This is a genomic window from Aeriscardovia aeriphila (assembly GCF_002259595.1).
Taxonomy (GTDB): Bacteria; Actinomycetota; Actinomycetes; order Actinomycetales; family Bifidobacteriaceae; genus Aeriscardovia; species Aeriscardovia aeriphila.
On sequence record NZ_MWWU01000004.1, the window covers coordinates 102,570 to 121,547 of the forward strand.

19 protein-coding genes are annotated in these 18,978 nt (G+C 55.6%); 6 read left to right on the forward strand and 13 right to left on the reverse strand.

Annotation, left to right across the window (positions count from 1 at the left end):
• Positions 1-62: 62 nt before the first annotated feature.
• A complete protein-coding gene (locus AEAE_RS06190) occupies positions 63-1,046 on the reverse strand; it encodes an ABC transporter permease (protein WP_094690279.1) in 984 nt (327 codons plus the stop codon).
• Between the two features lie 632 nt (positions 1,047-1,678).
• Between AEAE_RS06190 and AEAE_RS06195 the strand changes: the two genes are divergently transcribed.
• Complete coding sequence (locus AEAE_RS06195; protein WP_094690280.1) at positions 1,679-2,368, forward strand: hypothetical protein; 690 nt, start codon at positions 1,679-1,681, stop codon at positions 2,366-2,368.
• A complete protein-coding gene (locus tag AEAE_RS07100) occupies positions 2,355-2,891 on the forward strand; it encodes a variant leucine-rich repeat-containing protein (RefSeq protein ID WP_476723613.1) in 537 nt (178 codons plus the stop codon). The genes AEAE_RS06195 and AEAE_RS07100 overlap by 14 nt, the downstream gene beginning before the upstream one ends.
• Here AEAE_RS07100 and rsmI read toward each other — a convergent pair.
• The gene (gene rsmI / locus AEAE_RS06200; RefSeq protein WP_094690281.1) at positions 2,797-3,864 is read right to left on the reverse strand and encodes a 16S rRNA (cytidine(1402)-2'-O)-methyltransferase; all 1,068 of its coding nucleotides are present in this window, start codon (positions 3,862-3,864) and stop codon (positions 2,797-2,799) included. The genes AEAE_RS07100 and rsmI overlap by 95 nt on opposite strands.
• A gap of 433 nt (positions 3,865-4,297) precedes the next feature.
• On the opposite strand from rsmI, the gene AEAE_RS06205 reads away from it, so the two are divergent.
• The 3 genes from AEAE_RS06205 to AEAE_RS06215 all read left to right on the forward strand — a co-directional run bounded on the left by AEAE_RS06205 (position 4,298) and on the right by AEAE_RS06215 (position 7,040).
• The gene (locus AEAE_RS06205; RefSeq protein WP_094690282.1) at positions 4,298-4,945 is read left to right on the forward strand and encodes a hypothetical protein; all 648 of its coding nucleotides are present in this window, start codon (positions 4,298-4,300) and stop codon (positions 4,943-4,945) included.
• A gap of 107 nt (positions 4,946-5,052) precedes the next feature.
• Entirely contained in the window at positions 5,053-5,817 is a 765-nt protein-coding gene (locus AEAE_RS06210) for an SIR2 family NAD-dependent protein deacylase (RefSeq protein ID WP_094690283.1), read from the forward strand.
• Positions 5,818-5,921: 104 nt separating this feature from the next.
• Positions 5,922-7,040: a hypothetical protein gene (locus tag AEAE_RS06215; RefSeq protein ID WP_148139983.1), complete on the forward strand. Its 1,119-nt coding sequence runs from the start codon at positions 5,922-5,924 to the stop codon at positions 7,038-7,040.
• Between the two features lie 51 nt (positions 7,041-7,091).
• Here the strand turns inward: AEAE_RS06215 and AEAE_RS06220 are convergent, their stop codons facing one another.
• The 10 genes from AEAE_RS06220 to AEAE_RS06265 form a co-directional block, all read right to left on the reverse strand.
• Positions 7,092-7,496: a fluoride efflux transporter FluC gene (locus AEAE_RS06220; protein WP_094690285.1), complete on the reverse strand. Its 405-nt coding sequence runs from the start codon at positions 7,494-7,496 to the stop codon at positions 7,092-7,094.
• A complete protein-coding gene (locus AEAE_RS06225) occupies positions 7,493-8,320 on the reverse strand; it encodes a fluoride efflux transporter FluC (RefSeq protein WP_094690286.1) in 828 nt (275 codons plus the stop codon). Before AEAE_RS06225 ends, AEAE_RS06220 begins: the two co-directional genes overlap by 4 nt.
• 163 nt (positions 8,321-8,483) lie before the next feature.
• A complete protein-coding gene (locus AEAE_RS06230) occupies positions 8,484-9,785 on the reverse strand; it encodes an adenylosuccinate synthase (RefSeq protein WP_094690287.1) in 1,302 nt (433 codons plus the stop codon).
• Positions 9,786-10,342: 557 nt separating this feature from the next.
• A complete protein-coding gene (locus tag AEAE_RS06235) occupies positions 10,343-11,209 on the reverse strand; it encodes a type 1 glutamine amidotransferase (RefSeq protein WP_094690288.1) in 867 nt (288 codons plus the stop codon).
• Positions 11,206-12,720: a Mur ligase family protein gene (locus AEAE_RS06240; protein WP_244569667.1), complete on the reverse strand. Its 1,515-nt coding sequence runs from the start codon at positions 12,718-12,720 to the stop codon at positions 11,206-11,208. The genes AEAE_RS06235 and AEAE_RS06240 overlap by 4 nt, the downstream gene beginning before the upstream one ends.
• A gap of 119 nt (positions 12,721-12,839) precedes the next feature.
• Positions 12,840-14,195, reverse strand: coding sequence for a replicative DNA helicase (dnaB, locus tag AEAE_RS06245; protein WP_094690289.1), 1,356 nt, complete (start codon positions 14,193-14,195; stop codon positions 12,840-12,842).
• A 53-nt stretch (positions 14,196-14,248) separates the two neighbouring features.
• Positions 14,249-14,587 carry a P-II family nitrogen regulator gene (locus AEAE_RS06250; protein WP_094690290.1) on the reverse strand — a complete coding sequence of 113 codons (339 nt, stop codon included), beginning with the start codon at positions 14,585-14,587 and terminating at the stop codon, positions 14,249-14,251.
• Positions 14,588-15,874 (reverse strand): ammonium transporter, encoded by a 1,287-nt coding sequence (locus tag AEAE_RS06255; protein WP_094690291.1) that lies wholly within the window; start codon positions 15,872-15,874, stop codon positions 14,588-14,590.
• A 19-nt stretch (positions 15,875-15,893) separates the two neighbouring features.
• Positions 15,894-17,240 (reverse strand): signal recognition particle-docking protein FtsY, encoded by a 1,347-nt coding sequence (gene ftsY / locus AEAE_RS06260; protein WP_094690292.1) that lies wholly within the window; start codon positions 17,238-17,240, stop codon positions 15,894-15,896.
• A 69-nt stretch (positions 17,241-17,309) separates the two neighbouring features.
• Positions 17,310-17,678 carry a hypothetical protein gene (locus AEAE_RS06265; RefSeq protein ID WP_094690293.1) on the reverse strand — a complete coding sequence of 123 codons (369 nt, stop codon included), beginning with the start codon at positions 17,676-17,678 and terminating at the stop codon, positions 17,310-17,312.
• Between the two features lie 227 nt (positions 17,679-17,905).
• Between AEAE_RS06265 and dcd the strand changes: the two genes are divergently transcribed.
• On the forward strand, positions 17,906-18,487 hold the full coding sequence (dcd, locus tag AEAE_RS06270; protein WP_094690294.1) for a dCTP deaminase: 582 nt from the start codon (positions 17,906-17,908) through the stop codon (positions 18,485-18,487).
• 46 nt (positions 18,488-18,533) lie between these two features.
• Here the strand turns inward: dcd and AEAE_RS06275 are convergent.
• Positions 18,534-18,978, reverse strand: a 445-nt coding sequence (locus tag AEAE_RS06275) for a CopY/TcrY family copper transport repressor (RefSeq protein WP_094690295.1), incomplete at its 5' end; no start/stop codon positions are given.

Here is an 18,978-nt window from a genome sequence, read left to right on the forward strand (position 1 = left end):
TGCTTGTTCTTCGTCGGTCATATCAGTGCCCTGAAAATCTTGAGAAACCATCATTCCACCTTTCAGCTGAGCTTGATGCGAGGGTCAAGCCAAACCGAGAAGAGATCAGCCAAGAGAGCGCCCACCAGCGTGCACACTCCGGAGAAGGCTGCAATGGCCACCGAACCGTTGATGTCGTTCATCGTGATGGCAGTGACGAAGTACTTACCCAAGCCGTTCACCGCGTAAATGGATTCGGAAATCACAGCGCCAGTGAAAACGGATGCGATGGAGAAGGCCACCGACTGAGCGGTTGGAATGAGGGAGGTGCGCAAAGCGTGGCGGCGAATGGCCTTGTTTAAAGTCAAGCCTTTCGCGCGAGCAGTACGCACGTAATCAGCGTTGATCGTGTCGAGCAGGTAGGTGCGCTGGGTCAGATGGTAGCCCACGGCACCCGGGATCGTCATGGAAATCGTCGGCAAAATCAAGTGTTGTAACGTGTCCACAAAGTACAGCCACGGGTTCGAGCCCTGGTAGCTGTGCAGGCCGGTCACGTAGAAGATGCGAGTGCCAGAAGCAGTGTTAATCTGGATGGCCGCGAGCACGACGAGAAGTGCCATCACTGCGGCTGGGATGACGAGAAGGAAGGTTGCCACCGAGTTGAGAACGCGGTCCTGCCACTGGTACTGGCGGATTGCCGTGTACACGCCGATGGAAACGCCCAGAAGAATGCCCAAAATAGTGGCGAGCGTGACTAGCTGGACGGAGCTGGCGGCTCGGGAGGCGATCTGCGGGCCGACTGGTGACTGGTCCGGCGCCAAACCCCAGTTCCACTGGGTGAAAATGTTCTTCAGCCAGGTGAAGTAGCGCTGAATGACAGGGGTTTTGTCGTTAATGTTAGCGGCTGTGAGCTGCCTGTCGATGGACGCCTCTGGTGGAATAGGGTGTCGCATCATGTACATGGATCGCGGGCTCATGAACGCGCTCGCCAGGAAGTAGGTCATCGAGACTGCAACAAAGAGCATCACTATGTAGTTCACGATGCGTTTGATGATGTATTTGATCATCTCATGCACCTGCCTTGTGGCAGCTTGCTAGCATTTTGCGCCTCTGCCATATATCACTCCTTGGTCAGAGAACAGGCGTGCGTCAGTGCACAGGTGAAGCGTGGTGCTCCACCTCTTTTTCCACCTCGCGCTGTCAGCTCAGAGCAAATTGTCGAACCGTCCCCGTTCTTTTTTCGCCTAATGTTTCTCTATCCTATTCGAGATCCCGCCAAGAAGGCTCGTGTCGAGTGCGTGTCGAGCGACTGGCGGTTCTTTTTTCTGGTTTTTCTCGAGTTTTGGCGGGTTGTTGGTGTTGTGCGCTGCCGTTATCCACAGCTTAGAGGCTGAATTCAAGCCCTTGAGATTATCACTTCCACAGTTTGCACTGTGAGCATCCGCTCACTTGCGCGTACTTCTAGCCTTGCACTATGTACGAGAACACATCAGTAATTAACGCAATTCGGGGCAGCTCAGCTGCTCGCCTCACCACCCGCTGCGAAAGCCGCGCCGTCACTTGCCACGAAGGCCATGCCGCCAGCCACGCCGCCAGTCCTAGTGCCGCGCCGCCCAAAGGCTCGCCTGTCAGCTCGCTGACCTCAGTTTTTCCGGGGCGACTGTGTACACGCCGGCTTCACGAGCAGGATCCCGCCCGCATGCTCACCTCACTGAGCTTGCTGACTGACCAAAACCCTCAGCAAGCTTGGTGGACGCTCGAACACACTCGAGAAGCAGACGTCGTTGTTCTGCTCACCAGCGTCGAACAGCGCGCGAACTATGTAGCTCACCACCTTGTTCGCCCCTGCATTGCCTTCTCCACTTTGGCTTTATGGGTGTGGGTGGGCGGCACTCCTCCCGATTACCCCGAGGTACTCAGCCCCACGCGCACGCGCAATCAGCTTTTCGGCCACCCAGTTCTTCCTCGTCGTCGCGCGATCACTGCCCAAGAAGTGCAAAACATTCCCGGCTCGACGCTTCTCATCACCTCACCGTTGAGGACTGCTGGCGATGTTCTCTGCTCGCGCTACCTCACCAATCAGCTCGTCCAGCCGGAATATTCAGAGCGTTCCGTCCATTACAGTCCAACCCTTCACTCGATGGGCACGGTGGCGCAGTTGGTCACGTTGTGCCGCGCTCTTTCTTTGCCGCAGCTGAGAGAAGAGCTGGAGTCGAACCCTCGCCTGATCGCTACTCGTCGAGGCCGGCATAACCTTGATGCGCTGGAAGCCTTGCATTTTCGCAGTTTCAGCCGCCCTGCTCTCCCTTCTGCCGCAAGGCCTACCCTTACTTCTTCCCTTTATTTCTGCACACCTTCAGATTGTCAGGATGATCATGTTCTTCGATAAACCACAGCGAGGCCGTCACGCCCATTGCACCTCACCAACCACAGTTGAACCCCCGCTGAATTCTCATCTGGCGTGGTTGCATTCCCTTCAGCGCACCTCTGCGTCGGCGCAGAACTCTCTGCCCCCTCGCGCGACCACAGCAACCCGCGACCCAGATTGTGCACGCGGTTGCCCGCCAACTCGCACACCAGTTGGCGCACCTACTCGCGCAACCGCTTCTCCGCTGAGGCATACTCCTCCGCCAAAGCCAATTACACCTTTAGACGCGCTCAACCCTCAGGCTAGCGAAGAGCAGTTGTGGGCATGGGCGCGCAACAAGCCCCATTTGCGCCCGTGGATTGTGGCGAATAGCCATGCGAGCCCAGTATTGATTGATTGGATTGCGCAACAGGGTTCTCGCCCAGTAGATAAGGCAGTGTCTGCTCTTCTCAGTTCTCTTGAAGCTCCAAAACTGCCTGATACACCTGCTTTCGGCGAACGAAACTGCCGTCAGGAAGAGGATGGGCTTCCACCACCTGGCTAATAGCATCCTTGACGCGAATATTCTGCTGCTGAGAAAGTCTGAGCGCTTCACGAGCCATATCCTCAACGCTCATGATGGTTGCAGCAGCGTTTTCGCGCACTTCTTCGCTACTCGCTCCTTGGATGACGAGAACGATTTCTCCTCGTGGAGGGTCCTGCTCGACACCGCGCGCAATTCCTGCGACGGTAGAACGCCTGATTTCTTCATGCTCTTTAGTCAGCTCTCGAGCTAAAGCCATCGGCCTATCAGCTGGGAACACCTCTTCGAAAGCGTGCATGGTTTCGCTAATTCGTTGCGCTGTTTCGAAGAAGACGATGGTTCGCTGCTCAGTGAGTAGGGAGCGCAAGCGCGTGAGTTTTTCAGAGTGCTTGCGAGGCATGAAGCCTTCATAGCAGAAGCGGTCGGTAGGAAGGCCCGCTAATGCGATGGCGTCGAGTACTGCGGAAGGCCCTGGTGCACAGGTGAGGGGGATATTGCGTGCGATTGCTCGTCCGACGATGGCATGGCCAGGGTCGTTAACTGTGGGCATTCCCGCGTCGGAGACGACGAGGATTGTTGCACCTTTTTCTACTTCATCGAGCAGGCCGTCTGCTTTGGCATCCTCATTGTGGTCATGGTAGGCCACAACGCGTCCAGAAACGTGAATTCCAAGGCGATTAGCGAGATCATAGAGCCGTCTGGTGTCCTCAGCTGCCACAATGTCGGCGTGAGCGAGGTTATAGCGCAGGCGAGCGGATGCATCTCCAACGTTGCCGATAGGGGTAGCCGCCAAGATTACCCTTCCACGCTTTTCGCCACCATCTTGCCCGTTCGACGCTGTGATTTCATTGGCGTAGCTGACTTCACCAGCGGCTTCTTTCACTGCTCGCGGGTCGCGAGAAAAGTGCTGAACGCCTTCCTGCTCTGCACTGTGTTCGCTTGCCTCGTTTGCCTCATAGTTTTCCAGTGCATGGTGTGCTGCGTCGTGAGCCATGTGTGACCGCCTTCCTCGCTTCACCCTCAGCTTATAAGAATTTTTCTCGCTTCCTTCAGTATGCGTTCACGTTACGAGAAGATGGAAAATACAAGGCGTGAAGCTGTGGAAAGCTTCACATTTGTGTCATCTGGGCGGTGGATAACGTGGTGCAACACGCCCATAAAATGGCGTGATTTCTCACAACACGCGGTGAATAACCACAACATCTTGTGTTGTTACTTTCATTCGCTACTATATGTAGTGCCTCCTGTGAGGCAGCCAGTAATCCCACCACTGGCATTCACAGTCATCACTGTAAACAGTTACCACATCAGGAGTCTCACTCCTGAGTCTTCTCGAAGGTCCTTTCCTCCGAGAAGTGTATGGGTTCCCGCTTCCCCACGAGGCGGCGAACCCGCATGAGCGAAGAGGAAAAGGAAGGAGTGAAGAAATGACCGTTTCTTCCCTGAGCCGCCCAGCAACCGCAACCACCAGCGCGGCCACCACCATCGATGCCCTCAGCACACTGCCGGCTAGTACACGTACCGCGAGCACACTGCCAGCTAGCGCCACTTCAAGCAACGCCAGCACCAACGGCATCGCGCTGTCTGCGCACAACGCTTCTTCCGTGCACCGCATGAGCGAGATCCTTCTTTTCGTCACGGTGACAATCTCAAGCCTCGGCCTCCTCGCCCTTCAAGCAGGCCATGCCGGCCTGACAAGCGTGCTGTCTCTCGCCCTTCTGCCAAGCGCTGTCGCCCTGGTGTTGTGGCTGGCAGAGCCTCCGCGCAGCCTTCCTCGCTCGCTCTTCCTCATGGCGGCGCTCCTCGTCGCTGGCGTTGCCAGTGAGATTTTCGCTGTCTCCTCCGGCATGAGCTTCACCGCAATCTTCGTTCTCTTCGCCGCCCTGCTGCTCGGCCCGCAAGCAAGCTTCGCCCTCGGCTCGCTCATCCCGCTGCTCTCCAGCCTGATGAGTGGCGCAACCTTGCCGGTATGGCACATGTTCGCGTGGGGTATGGCCGGCTTCCTGCTCGCCCTGCTGTTCGACTCTCGCCTTTCCGCGCGCCTAGCCGCTCAACTTTCCTCTCGCTTGCGCTAAATGATGGCTTGAGATTGTCACGCGCTGATAATCTTGCGCCACAGTGCAACCAGTGCCAAGAGAGGTAAAGTTACAGTAGTGTCACTTCACCAGATTGGCAGGAAATTATGAAACGCAAGATCGCCATTTTGACCGGTGCCGGCATTTCTACCAGCGCGGGAATCCCTGATTTTCGAGGCCCTCAAGGCGTGTGGACGAAGCATCCTGACCAGATGAAGGTGTACGACATCGACTCCTTCCTCTCCTCCACCGCTGACCGCGAGTATTCCTGGCGCTGGCAGAAGGAATCTCCCGTGTGGAATGCCCAGCCAGGTGTCGCGCACAAGGCGCTGGTGGAGCTGGAAAAGGCGGGAATGCTCAGCGTTCTGGCTACGCAAAATTTTGATGGTTTGCATGAGAAAGCGGGTAACAGCGAGGACCTCGTCGTCAACCTTCACGGTACGATTGCCACCAGCCATTGCATGCGCTGCGGCAAGGAATACCAGACTGCCGACATCATGGCCCGCTTGGACGAAGAGCCAGACCCGCGCTGCCACAAGCCACTGCCTGACGACGGTGAGATTACCAACCGGCAATGCCATGGCATCATCAAAACCGACGTCACTTACTTTGGTGAGGCTCTACCGCAGGGCGCTTTCGAGAAGGCGCTCAACCTCACGTTGCAGTCCGATGAACTGTGGGTGATCGGTTCCACACTGGAAGTTACCCCAGCCGCGCTGCTCGTGCCGTACGCTCACCAGTCGGGCATTCCGATAACCATCATGAACCTAGGCTCCACTATGTATGACTCGCTCGCCCAGCGCCTCATCCACGAGCCGATTCAAAACGCGCTGCCCAAGCTCGTGCACGCCACCATCGCCGCCGCCGAGTAAAGAAGCGCGGCAGTTAACACGTGTATTCTCACCCTTGCCTGGCTTCTGACCAGTTATATTCACGCTTGTGTCATCATCAAAACTCATAAAGAAGGAAGATGACCATGCGTACACTTTGGCACGAAATCACAGCAGGTCTCCTCCTCGTCAAACGAAACTTCTTCCACAGCGCCACAATCCTCGTTCTTATTGCACTTACCAGCACCATCATTGCCTTAAACCTTGGTGATGTTCTCGCACAAGGCATGAACTATATGCGCGGAAAACAGCTGCGCGACCAGCAGGCAACCTACTTCCAGATCGCATACCCCGGAGTTGAAAAACATGATCTCACCGCAATGAAAATCTTGAGAAAAGAGATCAAAGCTGACCGCGCATTCACCTATATCGAAATGCAGGTGCACCCCACAGGAGAAGAGCAAGGGTTCAACGCTAAGCCTACACACATCATCGTGCTCATTGGGCATCGTGCAAGCCTCATGGTTTCAGAAGTTCCCGGAATCGCCTCTTCTGGAAAACTTGACCTCACTCCTCGCGCCTATTTGGGTGCAAGTTTCCCTCATCAATCCTTTGCTTTCACTGTTGGCAACTACAAGCTCACCGCTACCAAGCGTCTGCCTTACGCGGCCGCCTACTTCTCTCCACATGGAACAGGAGAAAAGCTCGACAATTACGTGCTCGCCGTTCTTCCGCCTGACGTTCTCACCCATATCGATGATCAGATGATTCAGGTTGCCGAAGGAAACTCAATTTTCTTTCCTCACAGCAAGAATGCGAGCGCACAGCTAAACCTCTACGCTTACATCAGCGCAGCGCAGAAAAACGGAGCCTCCCTCATTCCCGTTGACCTCGCCACCAGTCAACCCACCATTTTCCGCCAGTTACTCGTGCGAACGTCGATCTACATTATCGCAGCATTCGCCCTCGTATTCCTCGTCCTCATGCTCTTCTGGGCAATTGGCTCTTCGATTGTGCGCTCTGATATTCGCGAATTCTCAATCCGCCACGCATTTGGAGCACCACTACCCCTTCTCATGTGTCAATTCGCTGCATTCCTCGCAATTACCCTGCTTCTACCTGCAGCAATACCAGTAATCCTTACCGCACAAATTAATTGGTATTACTCAGTAGCCAGTTCGCTAGTACTCGTCATGAGCGTAGTCATTTACCTGTCAGCACTTCTCTATGCCAACGCCAGCTTGCGAAAAATGTTGCTTCTCTAGGCTGCAATTAAAGTTCTTGAGATTACCAGCGCTGATAATCTCAAGAAATACTTAGAAAAGCGAGGCGAGGAAGTAGCCTGCAGCGGCCAAGAGCTGCGAGGCAAGCAACATGCCAGCGCAATAGAGGAACGCGATATTTCCCTTGCCAGAAATGATCAAGCGATAACCCTCGACACTTGCCGTGGAAAAAGTGGAGTAACCGCCCAAAAAGCCAGTGCTCACCACAGTTGCCACAGCAGCCGGCAAGAGTGACGACGACGCCAAACCAGCCACAAAACCAACCAGCAAGCAAGCAGTCAGGTTCACCACAAAAGTGCCTGCGGGGAAGCTCGCCCATCGCTCAGACCAGCGCTTACTGCGAGAAGCAGCCTTCTTCACCGCAGAATCGACGAGGAAACGGCAGACCGCACCCAAGCCACCGCAGAGCATGACCACAAGAAACAGCGAAAAAGTCATTGCGAATCTCCCTTCTCATGCTCCTTCAAAATCGCTTCGAGCTCCGGGTCAACATCGCCGCACACACCGCGGAAATCATCATCCGTGTGCGCGTAACCAATCAGATTTGCCGAGCAGCCCTCGCGGTCGAGGATGCCGTGAGCGTGCAGCTTTTCTGCGCGCGGGCTCGACTTGCGGGAAGCTTGGGTTTCGGAAGAGGCCTGAGAGTCAGCGGCTTGGGAACCGGAGGCTTGAGCATCTCCAACTTGAGCATCTCCAGACGCCGCTTGTGCTTGAGCGGCGAGCAGTTGAGCTTGAGTGACGGGAAGGCCAGACACCAAGCGGGCAATCACAATGCCAATTCCTGCTGCCAACAAGCCACCCACCAAACTGGCCAGCGCGTAGAACAGGCCAATCACGCCAGCACGAGCAGAGGAAGAGTCGAAGCGAAGGATCGTCTCCCAAATGAAGGTGCCATACGTGGTGAACGCGCCCATAATGCCCGTTCCCAACAGCAATCGCGTCGCTTGACGCGTGCCAGTATCGGGGCCCCAGTGCTGCCACAACTCGAGAATGAAGCCCAGCAACAGAGCGCCGAGCATGTTCACCGTGAAAGTTGCCCACGGCCAGGCTTGAAGTTGCACTGCAGTGTGCGCAGCTGGTTGCATAAGGCTCAGGCCTGCTCGGGCGGCAGTGCCCAGAAGGCCTCCTGCAAAAACGCAGAAAATCTGAGCGACAAGAGACAACGGCTTGCCCTCAGCAGCTTTCTCGACGCGAGAAGCGGGCGAGGCGGCGGCAACTTTGCCCTCAGCATGCGGCTTTGCAGTGCGCTCGTTCTGTTCCATATTCACGAAGCACTACTCTAAATCGCACGCTCGAGCAAAAGGCGGCTGGCTGCTCGCCAACAAGCTCCGACAACAAACCGGCGAGCCAGAAGACCAGCTCGCCGGTAAGTTTCCATCAGTCAGATGAGCAATCAGTCAAAGAAGCAATCCGCCAGATTGTCACTCAGTCCAAAATCTCGTGGCGAACGATGATGTGGTCGCGAGCAGGGCCGTTACCAATCAGCGAGATCTGGCAGCCAGAGAGCTCTTCCAAGCGCAACACATAGTTACGAGCGGCGGCAGGAAGCTCATCGAAGCTCTTCACACCCGTAATGTTCTCACTCCAGCCTGGCATTTCCTCATATACTGGCTTGGCAGAAGCGAACTCAAACTGGTCGATTGGCATTTCGCTGACGCGCTTATGCTCACCTTGCAAAGTAGTCACATCATAAGCCACACAGATTGGCAGGCTCTTCAAACCAGTCAACGTATCCAATTTGGTGAGAACGAGGTCAGTCAAACCATTGATGCGCACAGCATAGCGAACAACAACAGCATCAAACCAACCACAACGACGCGGACGACCAGTCACCACACCATATTCGTGGCCTTGAGCGCGCAGCCAATCACCCTGCTCATCGGTGAGCTCGGTTGGGAATGCGCCAGCGCCAACGCGAGTGGTGTAAGCCTTCGTCACACCCAGCACACGGTTGATCTTGGTCGGACCAACACCAGTGCCCGTGCAAGCGCCACCTGCAGTTGGGTTCGAAGAGGTGACAAATGGGTAAGTGCCATGGTCGATGTCGAGCATGGTGGCCTGGCCGCCTTCGAACAGAACATTCTTACCCTCATCCAAAGCCCTGTTCAACACGAGAGACACGTCGGTGGCGTGAGAACGAATCTTCTCGCCATTTTCCAGCAGCTCATCGAGGTTTTCTGCCAAGCTCATCGGCTTAGCGCCGTAGATCTTTTCAATCAGCTCATTCTTCAGCTCGAGGTTTGCCTCAACCTTAGCCCTCAAATGCTCCTCATTAAACAGATCGGCCACTCGGATTCCGATGCGATTCACCTTGTCGGCATAAGTAGGGCCGATGCCCCTACCCGTCGTGCCAATCTTGGACGAGCCGCGAGAGCTTTCGTTGAGCTTATCCAGGTAGCGGTCGTAAGGAGCGGTAATATGAGCACCCAAGGAGACCAGAAGCTTGGAGCAATCGACGCCTTCAGCTTCCAAAGTGTGCATTTCGTCGACGAGCACCTGAGGGTCGACGACAACGCCAGAGCCAATAACCGGAGTGATGTTCTTGTTCACCACACCGCTTGGCAACAGGTGCAAAGCATAGCTCTTGTCTCCCACGACGACAGTGTGGCCAGCGTTGGCACCTCCGTTGTAACGAGCCACGTAATCGACGCGGGTACCCAACAAGTCTGTTGCTTTACCCTTGCCTTCGTCTCCCCATTGAGCTCCAACAACAATAATTCCTGCCATATGTGCTGGCTCCTTATGCCTAACCGCTGCACACGCCTCTCGCGCACAAGCCGGGTATATACCTTACACGAACGGGGGCAGAGAATTGTTAACGGGAGGTCACACGCGCTTGTTTTCCAGAAAATTAAAGGAAAAGGGATGATAACACGTTCACAGTTTGCCTTACGAGAAACTATATGATGAGCATCTCTGATTCCCTCTTGCAGCCGAGGCGATGAGATTATAGCTGGAAAGAGGTCCTCAGGAAAAACAAAAGCGCCCTGGTCTGCATTCCAGGGCGCTTCCATTCAATGAGGAGAGGAAGAAGAAAATTCAATTATGGCCTCTAAGATTTCCTAAAAGGTCTCAGCTGTTGAGCTGATGGTTATATATAACCTCATAATTCTTGGTTCAATCCTCAAATGCGCATCAAAAACTCTTCCTGTTTGCTGAAAGAAAACTGAAAACGGCGTTCTGCAAGCCCGGCAAGCCCATCACCTTTGCTCACGCAAACCCCTGAGAAACCAGAAGAGCTTTGCACAAGCCCGCACAAGCTAGCAGCCCCGAAGCCCACACGCTCACCTCGGGCGATGCTGCGCCACCTGCGAAGCCTGACGCGCACACTCATCCAGCTTCTCCAGTTCAGCTTGCATCGAACTATCAGCCAAATTAGTGAAGCTGCCGTAGCGATGCTCCACCGCCTTCATCACGAGAAAATCAGCAAGTTTCGGGTTTTTTGGCAGCACAGAACCGTGCATATACGTACCAATCACGTTGTTCTTCTGTGCACCCTCCGTCTCATCCTCAGCGTTGTTCCCCTCACCTGAGGTAACACGGCCCAACGCTTTCGTCTGCCCATGCAAGAACGTCTGGCCAGAATGGTTCTCATAACCCACCAATGTTCCGTAGTCCGAGCTTGCTACCAGGTTGCCAATCAAGCGAGCAGTTTTCCCCAGCGTTTCTGCATCAAAAATGCCAATCCCAGGAATTTCATCGCCATCAATAGTGCGGAAAAAGTTACCGAAAAGCTGATACAGGCCGCAGATTACCAGCATCGGAACTCCCTCATCCGCCATCTGCCGCAGCTGAGGAGCGCGAGCCATGAGATCATCCTGAATCTTCTTCTGACCAGAATCCTGGCCACCGCCGCCCAGAATGATATCCACATGCTCTGGCCAGGCATCCCCCTGGTTCACATAGTGCACAACCGGCTGGTAGCCATACAGCCACAAGCGTTTCGCCACCACGAGAACATTTCCCGTATCCCCGTAAATATTCATATCGCGCGGATACAGTGACACAATATCGACAGCCGGACGAACCCTATCGTCAATCACGTTGATACGATTCTCAGCCTCACCACTGTGAAGATGATCCTCACTCTCAGCCAAGTGAAGATGATTCTCACCCTCAACAGTGTGAATACGATCCTCAAGCTCACTCATGCGCGAACCCCCACATTCTCGATCGTGGCAATCTGGGAAAGCTCCTGGCGAAGAGCCAACATAGCCGTATACGTGCAATAGATTCTCTTCGGCTTTTCAGGCTCTCTCTGCAAGAACGCCATCAACGCCTCATGCAAGTTCGTCTGCGTCTGCTGCACATTCACCCCGTCGTAGGCAAGCCTGGTCGTCATATCCCACGCTCGCACGCCGGTCACCTCAGAAACTCCTGTTGAAGCCAGTGATGCGAAATCGACATCCCACAGCCAACTCATATCGCGTCCATCGGCGTACTCATCGTTAATGGCAATCATGGTACTCGTACCCTGAGCAGGGAAGGAGCGCAAAGCCAAGCGGAAGCCGCCCGGGTTCTTGACCAGCACCAGCTCAACTGGCACGTTATTGACCATCACCGTTTCGCCGCGGCCAAAAGCAGGAGTCACTGTGCTCACAGCGTCAATCAGCTGCTCGGTGGTGATGTGGGAGGCTTTCTCCAGGCGTTGGCGTTGAGTTGGGCTCACATTCTCCAGATCGGCACTCTTGCTCGCGTCTGCGACCACTGCGCGGGCAACTGCGAGAGCGCCTGCTGCGTTGAACATGTTGTAGACGCCGGAAACTCGCATGCTGGTGCGCTTTTCCAGCCCGTCCATGTGCAGGGTTGCAAAGCCTGTTTCCACGCCGGTGAGCAGCACGTCTGCGGGCAGGCTTGAGGCGCGTTTCCACTCTTCTTCTCGGCTTTGTTCAGCCTTGTGGTCAATTGGCATTGCGCTTCCCGTCAGCTGCTCGATAGCATGCAAGGTTGAGGAGTGCAGTTGTGCATCGTTGGGGAAGAGTTTTCTGAGATTATCAGAGCCCAAACCGTAGTAGCTGATGTGAGTGCCAGGGCGAGCTTGTTTCGCCAGGCCTGCGATGAGTGGGTCTTCTCGGTTGAGAATCAGCGTTCCTGATGTGGCATGAGCCGCGTGCGCCAGCAGACGAGCCGTGGTGTCAATCTCACCAAATCGGTCCAGTTGGTCGCGCATCACGTTGAGAAGCAAGGTATAGCGAGGCTGAACCTGCTGAACAAACTTCACCGAGTAGGCTTCGTCCAGCTCGAGCACCGCGATATCGGCATCCAGCTTGCCAGAAAGCGAGATTTGAGGAAGCAACGAGGAGATGACGCCACGCACAAAATTCGAGCCAGTCGGGTTCGTAAAAACCTTCAATCCCAAGCTTTCCAAAAGGCTGACCACCATGCGAGTCGACGTGGTTTTGCCGTTAGTGCCGCTGACCACCACAGTTCCCAAAGGAAGATTGCTCAAGGTGCGAGCAAGGAAGCCAGGGTCCAGCTTTTCCACCACTTCACCAGGGAATGCCGAGCCGCCACCGCGCACGTGAGCGAGGCCGTAAACGCATTTGCCGATGGCAGGAGTGAAAGGCTTCTTCCAGCTGTGAGTGTGTGCTTGCACGCGAGCGCGCTGAGCATCGTCGTCTGCCACGCTGGAGGTGAAAGCAGACATTGATTGCTGTGCCATTATGCTCCTTAAATTCCCTTAAATTCCTTTAAATTCCGAGAGTCTCGAGATTCCTCAAGTCCTGAATTCCTCAAGTCCTGAATTCCTAGAGTCCTCAGTTTCTTAATCCCTAGAGTCCCTTAAATTCCTTGTTCAACGTCCTGGCTCAAGTTCAAGAAGCGCGAATTTGCGCCATCGAAGGAAAGCCCCACCGTTCCCGTCTGGCCATTACGGTTCTTCGCCACAATAATGTCGGCCTCGCCGGGGCGGTCTTCCTTGTTGTAGAAATCAGGGCGGTGAACGAGCAATACTTCATCAGCATCCTGCTCGATAGAACCCGATTCACGAAGGTCGGAAAGCATTGGCTTCTTATCCTGACGCATTTCCGGGCCACGGTTCAACTGTGACAGCGCGATCACCGGAACGTTAAGTTCCTTAGCCAGCAGCTTGAGCGAGCGAGAGAACTCCGACACCTCTTGCTGGCGCGATTCCACGGCTCCGGTCGAGCTCATCAGCTGCAAGTAGTCGATCACCACCAAGCCCAACGGCTTCATCGAGGCCTGCCCCTGCTTCAAAGTACGGCACTTCGAGCGAATTTCCATCAGTGACATATTCGGCGAATCGTCAAGCAGGAGCGGGACGTTCTGCATCTCGCCCATTTCCTTATTCAAGCGGTCCCACTGGCGGTCATCCAGCTGAGCGGCACGCAAAGTTTCCAAAGGAATGGAGGTCTCCGCGGAAATAATACGCTGAGCGATTTCGTCGCGGCTCATCTCCAGGGAGAACACGATGGTGGTGATGTTCTGGCGGAAAGCTGCGTAACGGGCAATATCCATAGCAAAAGTGGACTTACCCATAGCCGGGCGGCCTGCCACAATAACAAGCTGGCCTGGCTGCAAACCGTGCATCAGCCCGTCGAGAGCGACGAAGCCGGTGTCTACGCCTTGCTTGACTTGGCCGCTTTGAATAGCAGAAATATTGGAGAGCGTCTCGTACGCCGTGTTGTAAATATCCACATAGTCGGTGCGCAGGCGGTTATCCGATAGGGACATTGCCTTCTGCTGGGCCATGTTGACGACTTGTTCTGCTGGTGCGCCGCCCGCCTTTTCGCCCATTTCGATGATGGCTCGACCCGACTCGATCACGCGCCTGAGCAAAGCCTTATCGCGCACGATGGAAGCATAGCTGTTCACCGAAGCCGCTTGTGGTGAGGAGGGCACGAGGTCGGCAATATAAATGCTGCCGCCTGCTTGGGTGAGTTTATCTTCCTTTTCCAGCTGGTTGGCCACGGTAATCACATCGGCAGGTTCACCGGCGGAGAAGAGGCGAATGATGGTGGAGAAAATAATCTGGTTCTTCGGCTCGTAAAAATCCTGCTCAGTCAGCACGGCCGTCGCCTCGGTAATGGCGTCCTGCGTCTGCAGCATTGAGCCCAGCACCGCTTTTTCGGCGTCAGAATCGTGCGGAGGAACCTTCATGCTCACATCGGTAGCCATATCTCTCCTTTACTCCCCTCACATGCCTCAAGATTATCAGCGCTCACCGTAGCCTACAGCGCAGCCTCATTCTCATCGCCGGTGTTAATCCTGACGACACGGTCCAGCGGTGCCACCCAAATGAAGCCATCGCCATCATTTCCGGTTTTCGCCGCCTCAACCAGCACGTTGACTAAGGTGTCCGCATCCTCATCGGCACTCACCACGTCAATGCGCACGCGGGTGATGAGGTCAGAATTGTAGCGAGCCCCGCGGTACACCTCAGAATGGCCCACTTCCTGGCCAAAACCGGAGACGGAGGTGAGCGTCATTCCACGAACGCCAGCCTGAGCAAGCGCAGTTTTGCACGCATCCAAGCATTCGGGCTTAATAACTGCAGTGACAATCTTCATTTACTGAGCCTCCTTAAACACCGAGTTCGAGAAGGTTTCAAAGTCGTAACCCTTCTCGCCCTGGTCGGCAATATCGACGCCCAAAACCTCATCACGGTCAGCAATACGCCAGCCCACCGTCTTCTCCAAAACGAAGGCGATCACTGCCGTCCACACGCCAGCCCAGAGGAACACCACCACAATTTCGACGAGCTCAGCCACCAGCAAGCCCACACCACCACCAGTGAGCAAGCCACCCTTCTGAGCAAACAAACCGTTGGCGAGCAGGCCAATAACCGCACCCACGCCAGCAATGGCAACAACGTCGAAGGAATCGTCATAGTTCAAACGGTACTTCCACGAAACCGCGGAAGAGCAGGCAACACCCGCGATGAAGCCGATCAGAACAGTCCACAGAGGGTTCAAAGAATCAGCGGCAGCACAAACCGCAGCCATGCCACTCAGAATTCCTGAAATCGCACCCAAAGCGGTGAAATGACGGTTACGCAGCCTGTCAATCATGAGCCATCCCCAACACGAGGCAGAGCAAGCCAACAGCATCGAGAGAACCGTGTAAACAGCCGTGCCATTACCCGAGTGGACGTGACCCGCCACAAAGCCCATAAAACCAACAAAAGCCAGGGCCACACCAAAGAAGGACAACGTCAAACTATGCGGCTTGAGCGGGGTGACGTGGAAAGTGCGACGACGGCCAATAATCAACACGATTGCGAGCGCAGACACGGCAGCCGAAAGCCACACCACACCAGAACCAGCGAGATCATGCGCGCCAGAACCCAAAGCCTGGGACAGCGGGCCCGTCGCAGAAAGCAAGCCCGAGCGCGACCAAAGCATATGAGCCACAGGAGCATAAACGATGTTCACCCAAAAAACCACGAAAACAGCCCACGCGCTGAACTTAATCCGCTCCGCCAAAGCGCCAGAAATCAACACCACCGCAAGGCAGGCGACCGTCATCTCAAAAAGCACATCAGCCAAACGCGGGTAGCTCGCACCCGTCGGCATCACCGAGAGGAAAGCCCCATTTTTCAAGGCAATGCTGTCACGCAGCAAGAAGCCGGAAGCAGGGTCGCCCACCACTCCCACAACATCTGAGCCGCCAAAAGCGAGCGACCACGCCCACAACACCCACACCAAGCACGTGGTGACGATGCCGCCCAGCATGAGCATTCCCATGTTCAGCACCGACTTGACGCGAGCCAAACCCATGTAATACAGGCCCACTCCCACCGTCGTGAGCATGGAAAGCACGCTTGCTACGAGCAGCCATACAGTTGTGATATTCATAATCCTCCCCTAGTGCTGCTTAGCCTAAAATGCCGTCGACGAAACCAGCAGGGTCGAACACAGCAAGGTCATCCGGGCCCTCGCCCAGGCCGACGAGCTTGACCGGAACGCCCAGCTTGTTTTGAACGGAAATGACGATGCCACCCTTGGCAGAGCCATCCAGCTTGGTGAGCACAACGCCCGTAATTCCAATCGCCTCAGCGAACACCTCGGCCTGAGTCATGCCGTTTTGGCCAGTGGTGGCGTCCAACACGAGCAGGACTTCCTGAACAGGAGTGAGCTTTTCGATGACGCGGCGGATTTTGCCGAGCTCGTCCATGAGGTTGCGCTTGTTTTGCAGGCGGCCGGCGGTGTCGACGATGAGCACGTCAGCCTTGTCGTTGAGCGCTTTTTGAGCGGCGTCGTAGGCAACAGATGCTGGGTCTGCGCCATCCTTGTCGGAACGCACCACTTCGATGCCGGACTGTGCGGCCCAGGTGGCGAGCTGGTCGGCTGCTGCTGCTCGGAAGGTGTCGGCGGCGGCGAGAACGACGTGGCGGCCTTCAGCGACGAAGAGGCGGCCGAGCTTGCCTGCGGTTGTGGTTTTGCCGGTGCCGTTGACGCCGACCATGATGATGACGTGCAGCGGGTGGGCTTGCTCAGCGGCTCCTGGCTCTGCTGGCTCGTTGTTGCTCAGCGCTTCGAGACTGCGGTCAGTGTCGCGGCCCACGGCATCCAGCAAGCGCTCGCGCAACATGTCGCGCACTTCCTCGGCAGAGCGAGTACCTTGCGCGCGAGAATCTTGGCGCAGTTCATCGACAATTTTTTCGGAAGCTTCCGCACCCACATCGGCCAGAAGCAAAGTGTCCTCAACGTCTTCCCAATCTTCCTCGCTCAAGTGGTCGCGCGAAAGGATGGAGAACAAAGCTTTTCCAAAAGGATTAGCAGAATGCGCCAGCTTGGAGCGCAGGCGAACGAGGCGGCTCTGTGAGTTCTCCGGCTTGACGATTTCTTGCTTGACTGGAGCTTCTGGCTGTGGCTGAGCAGCGGTCTCGGGCTGAGCTGCAGCTTCTGGCTTGGCTGCTTCTGGCTGAGCTGCTAGTTCAGCTTCTGGCTGTGGCTCTGCCGTTTGCTGTGGCTCAGCCGTTTGCTGTGGCTCAGCCTTTGGTTTGTTCTCAGTTGCTGCCACAGCCTGTGCCTCAGCCTCTTGTTTGTGCTCAGCGTCCTGAGGCTCACCTTCAGCCGCAGCAGTCGCTTCACTTGCTTCAACGGCAGGCTTTTCGCCGGTCTGAGCCCCCTTATGCGCGCTCTTCGCGATGACGACACCAATAATGGCGACAACAACAATAACCCCCAGGATTATCAAGAGGGTAGTAGTCAGATCCATGTTCAACCTTTCGTGAAGTTCACTCGCGCGAGCGACAAGCAGCGCTGATAATCTGGAGAAATTCGGGGCTTAAGCCTGAGGGTGAGAGGTGTGCGACACGAGATTAGCAAGCTCACCATTGGCCACCTTCTCCTCAGCCGTTTGACGAGAGAAGGCGTGCAGCTCAACCACCGAACCGGAGGTCTGCACAACAGAGCGATCCTGCGCAGTAGCGCCATGACGGACGTCTTTACTCGGGGCGAGGGCCATCTGAGTGGCAATCACGCGTCCGTTACGCCTATTCTTCTGCTGCCTCATCGCCTTACGCTGCAGCCATTCAAAAGTGTCCGGCACGCGCGAGGAGAGCCCGTTGTTCACCGACTCCATCTTTGCCAAGGCAAGCACGAGCAGAAGCAGTGCGATAATCGCGCCAATCCAGCCAAGAATTAAGTAAATCACACCTCTTATTCTGCCACAGAAGGTCCTCCCTGTTCACAGCTGGCTCACACGCCTGACAATTCGCCGGTTTGCAGGGTTACCGGCCAGCCTCGTCGGCCAAGCTCCTGGCCGGACGCGCTCCCCCACCGCAAGCCGGCGCACCACCCAGGCGCCCGCCGCCCTCGCGCTCTGGGCAGGTTCGCCTCTAGTATGAGAGCAAGTAAGGAAGCTTGGAGAAATGAGGAATTATGCTTCTCAGCGATCGTGATATTCGCGCCCGCGTGGACATGGGCGATATTGAGCTCGACCCCTTCACTCCTGAGATGATCCAGCCAGCTTCCATCGACGTGCGCCTCGACCGCTTCTTCCGCGTTTTCAACGATCGCCAGTACACCTACGTCGACCCTGCGGAGGACCAAGGCGAGCTGACCGAGCAGTTTAGCGTTGCGCAAGGCGAGCCTTGGATTTTGCACCCGGGCGAGTTCGTTTTGGGCTCGACCCTCGAGCGCGTCCACATTTCCAGCCAGATTGCCGCCCGTTTGGAAGGCAAGAGTTCGCTGGGCCGTTTGGGCATCCTCACCCATTCGACGGCCGGCTTTATTGACCCTGGTTTCAACGGTTACATCACCTTGGAGCTGTCGAACGTCAGCCCGCTTCCCGTCAAGCTCTGGCCCGGCATGAAGATTGGCCAAATCTGCTTCTTTGAGCTCTCTTCCCCAGCCGAGCACCCTTATGGTTCGCAGGCTTTGGGCTCGCATTACCAGGGCCAGCGCGGCCCGACACCTTCCCGCTCGTACCAGAACTTCTATAAGGCTCCTTTTGCCGAGTAGGTTCGAATGGTACAGTTCGAATTTCTTGAGATTATCAGCGCGATTATCAGTGCGCCGCACCCTCGTGCTCGTCGCACTCGCCCGGCAGGCAGTCGCAGTCAATAGTTTCTGGCGCTGTTTCGCGCTTGTTCTCTATTACTTTTGTGAGATTATCAAGGTCACCTCTGGTCATCTGCATACGCTCAATGAGTTCAATGAGCACTGAGCCGCGCTTCATAGCGCACATGGAGTTGAACAGCTGTACAGCTTGGTCGCGCATGGCTTCTTTCTCTGCCACGGTTGGTGTGTAGAGGAAGCCGCGCTGGCCTTCGACGCTTTTCGTTGTGAGAATTCCCTTGCTGACGAGGCGGCGAAGCAGAGTTTTGGTGGTCGACTCGGACCACTGACTTTTCTTGGACATGTTTTCCACGAGAGTTTTGGCTTTGCTGGGCCCTTCGGTCCACACCACTCTCATCAGCTCCCACTCGGAGGGGGAGATCAGGGAAACTTCT

Coding starts and splice junctions, on each gene's coding strand:
- AEAE_RS06190 (WP_094690279.1), bottom strand. CDS start 1,046: ATGATCAAATACATCATCAAACGCATCGTGAACTACATAGTGATGCTC.
- AEAE_RS06195 (WP_094690280.1), top strand. CDS start 1,679: ATGCTCACCTCACTGAGCTTGCTGACTGACCAAAACCCTCAGCAAGCT.
- AEAE_RS07100 (WP_476723613.1), top strand. CDS start 2,355: ATGTTCTTCGATAAACCACAGCGAGGCCGTCACGCCCATTGCACCTCA.
- rsmI (WP_094690281.1), bottom strand. CDS start 3,864: ATGGCTCACGACGCAGCACACCATGCACTGGAAAACTATGAGGCAAAC.
- AEAE_RS06205 (WP_094690282.1), top strand. CDS start 4,298: ATGACCGTTTCTTCCCTGAGCCGCCCAGCAACCGCAACCACCAGCGCG.
- AEAE_RS06210 (WP_094690283.1), top strand. CDS start 5,053: ATGAAACGCAAGATCGCCATTTTGACCGGTGCCGGCATTTCTACCAGC.
- AEAE_RS06215 (WP_148139983.1), top strand. CDS start 5,922: ATGCGTACACTTTGGCACGAAATCACAGCAGGTCTCCTCCTCGTCAAA.
- AEAE_RS06220 (WP_094690285.1), bottom strand. CDS start 7,496: ATGACTTTTTCGCTGTTTCTTGTGGTCATGCTCTGCGGTGGCTTGGGT.
- AEAE_RS06225 (WP_094690286.1), bottom strand. CDS start 8,320: ATGGAACAGAACGAGCGCACTGCAAAGCCGCATGCTGAGGGCAAAGTT.
- AEAE_RS06230 (WP_094690287.1), bottom strand. CDS start 9,785: ATGGCAGGAATTATTGTTGTTGGAGCTCAATGGGGAGACGAAGGCAAG.
- AEAE_RS06235 (WP_094690288.1), bottom strand. CDS start 11,209: ATGAGTGAGCTTGAGGATCGTATTCACACTGTTGAGGGTGAGAATCAT.
- AEAE_RS06240 (WP_244569667.1), bottom strand. CDS start 12,720: ATGGCACAGCAATCAATGTCTGCTTTCACCTCCAGCGTGGCAGACGAC.
- dnaB (WP_094690289.1), bottom strand. CDS start 14,195: ATGGCTACCGATGTGAGCATGAAGGTTCCTCCGCACGATTCTGACGCC.
- AEAE_RS06250 (WP_094690290.1), bottom strand. CDS start 14,587: ATGAAGATTGTCACTGCAGTTATTAAGCCCGAATGCTTGGATGCGTGC.
- AEAE_RS06255 (WP_094690291.1), bottom strand. CDS start 15,874: ATGAATATCACAACTGTATGGCTGCTCGTAGCAAGCGTGCTTTCCATG.
- ftsY (WP_094690292.1), bottom strand. CDS start 17,240: ATGGATCTGACTACTACCCTCTTGATAATCCTGGGGGTTATTGTTGTT.
- dcd (WP_094690294.1), top strand. CDS start 17,906: ATGCTTCTCAGCGATCGTGATATTCGCGCCCGCGTGGACATGGGCGAT.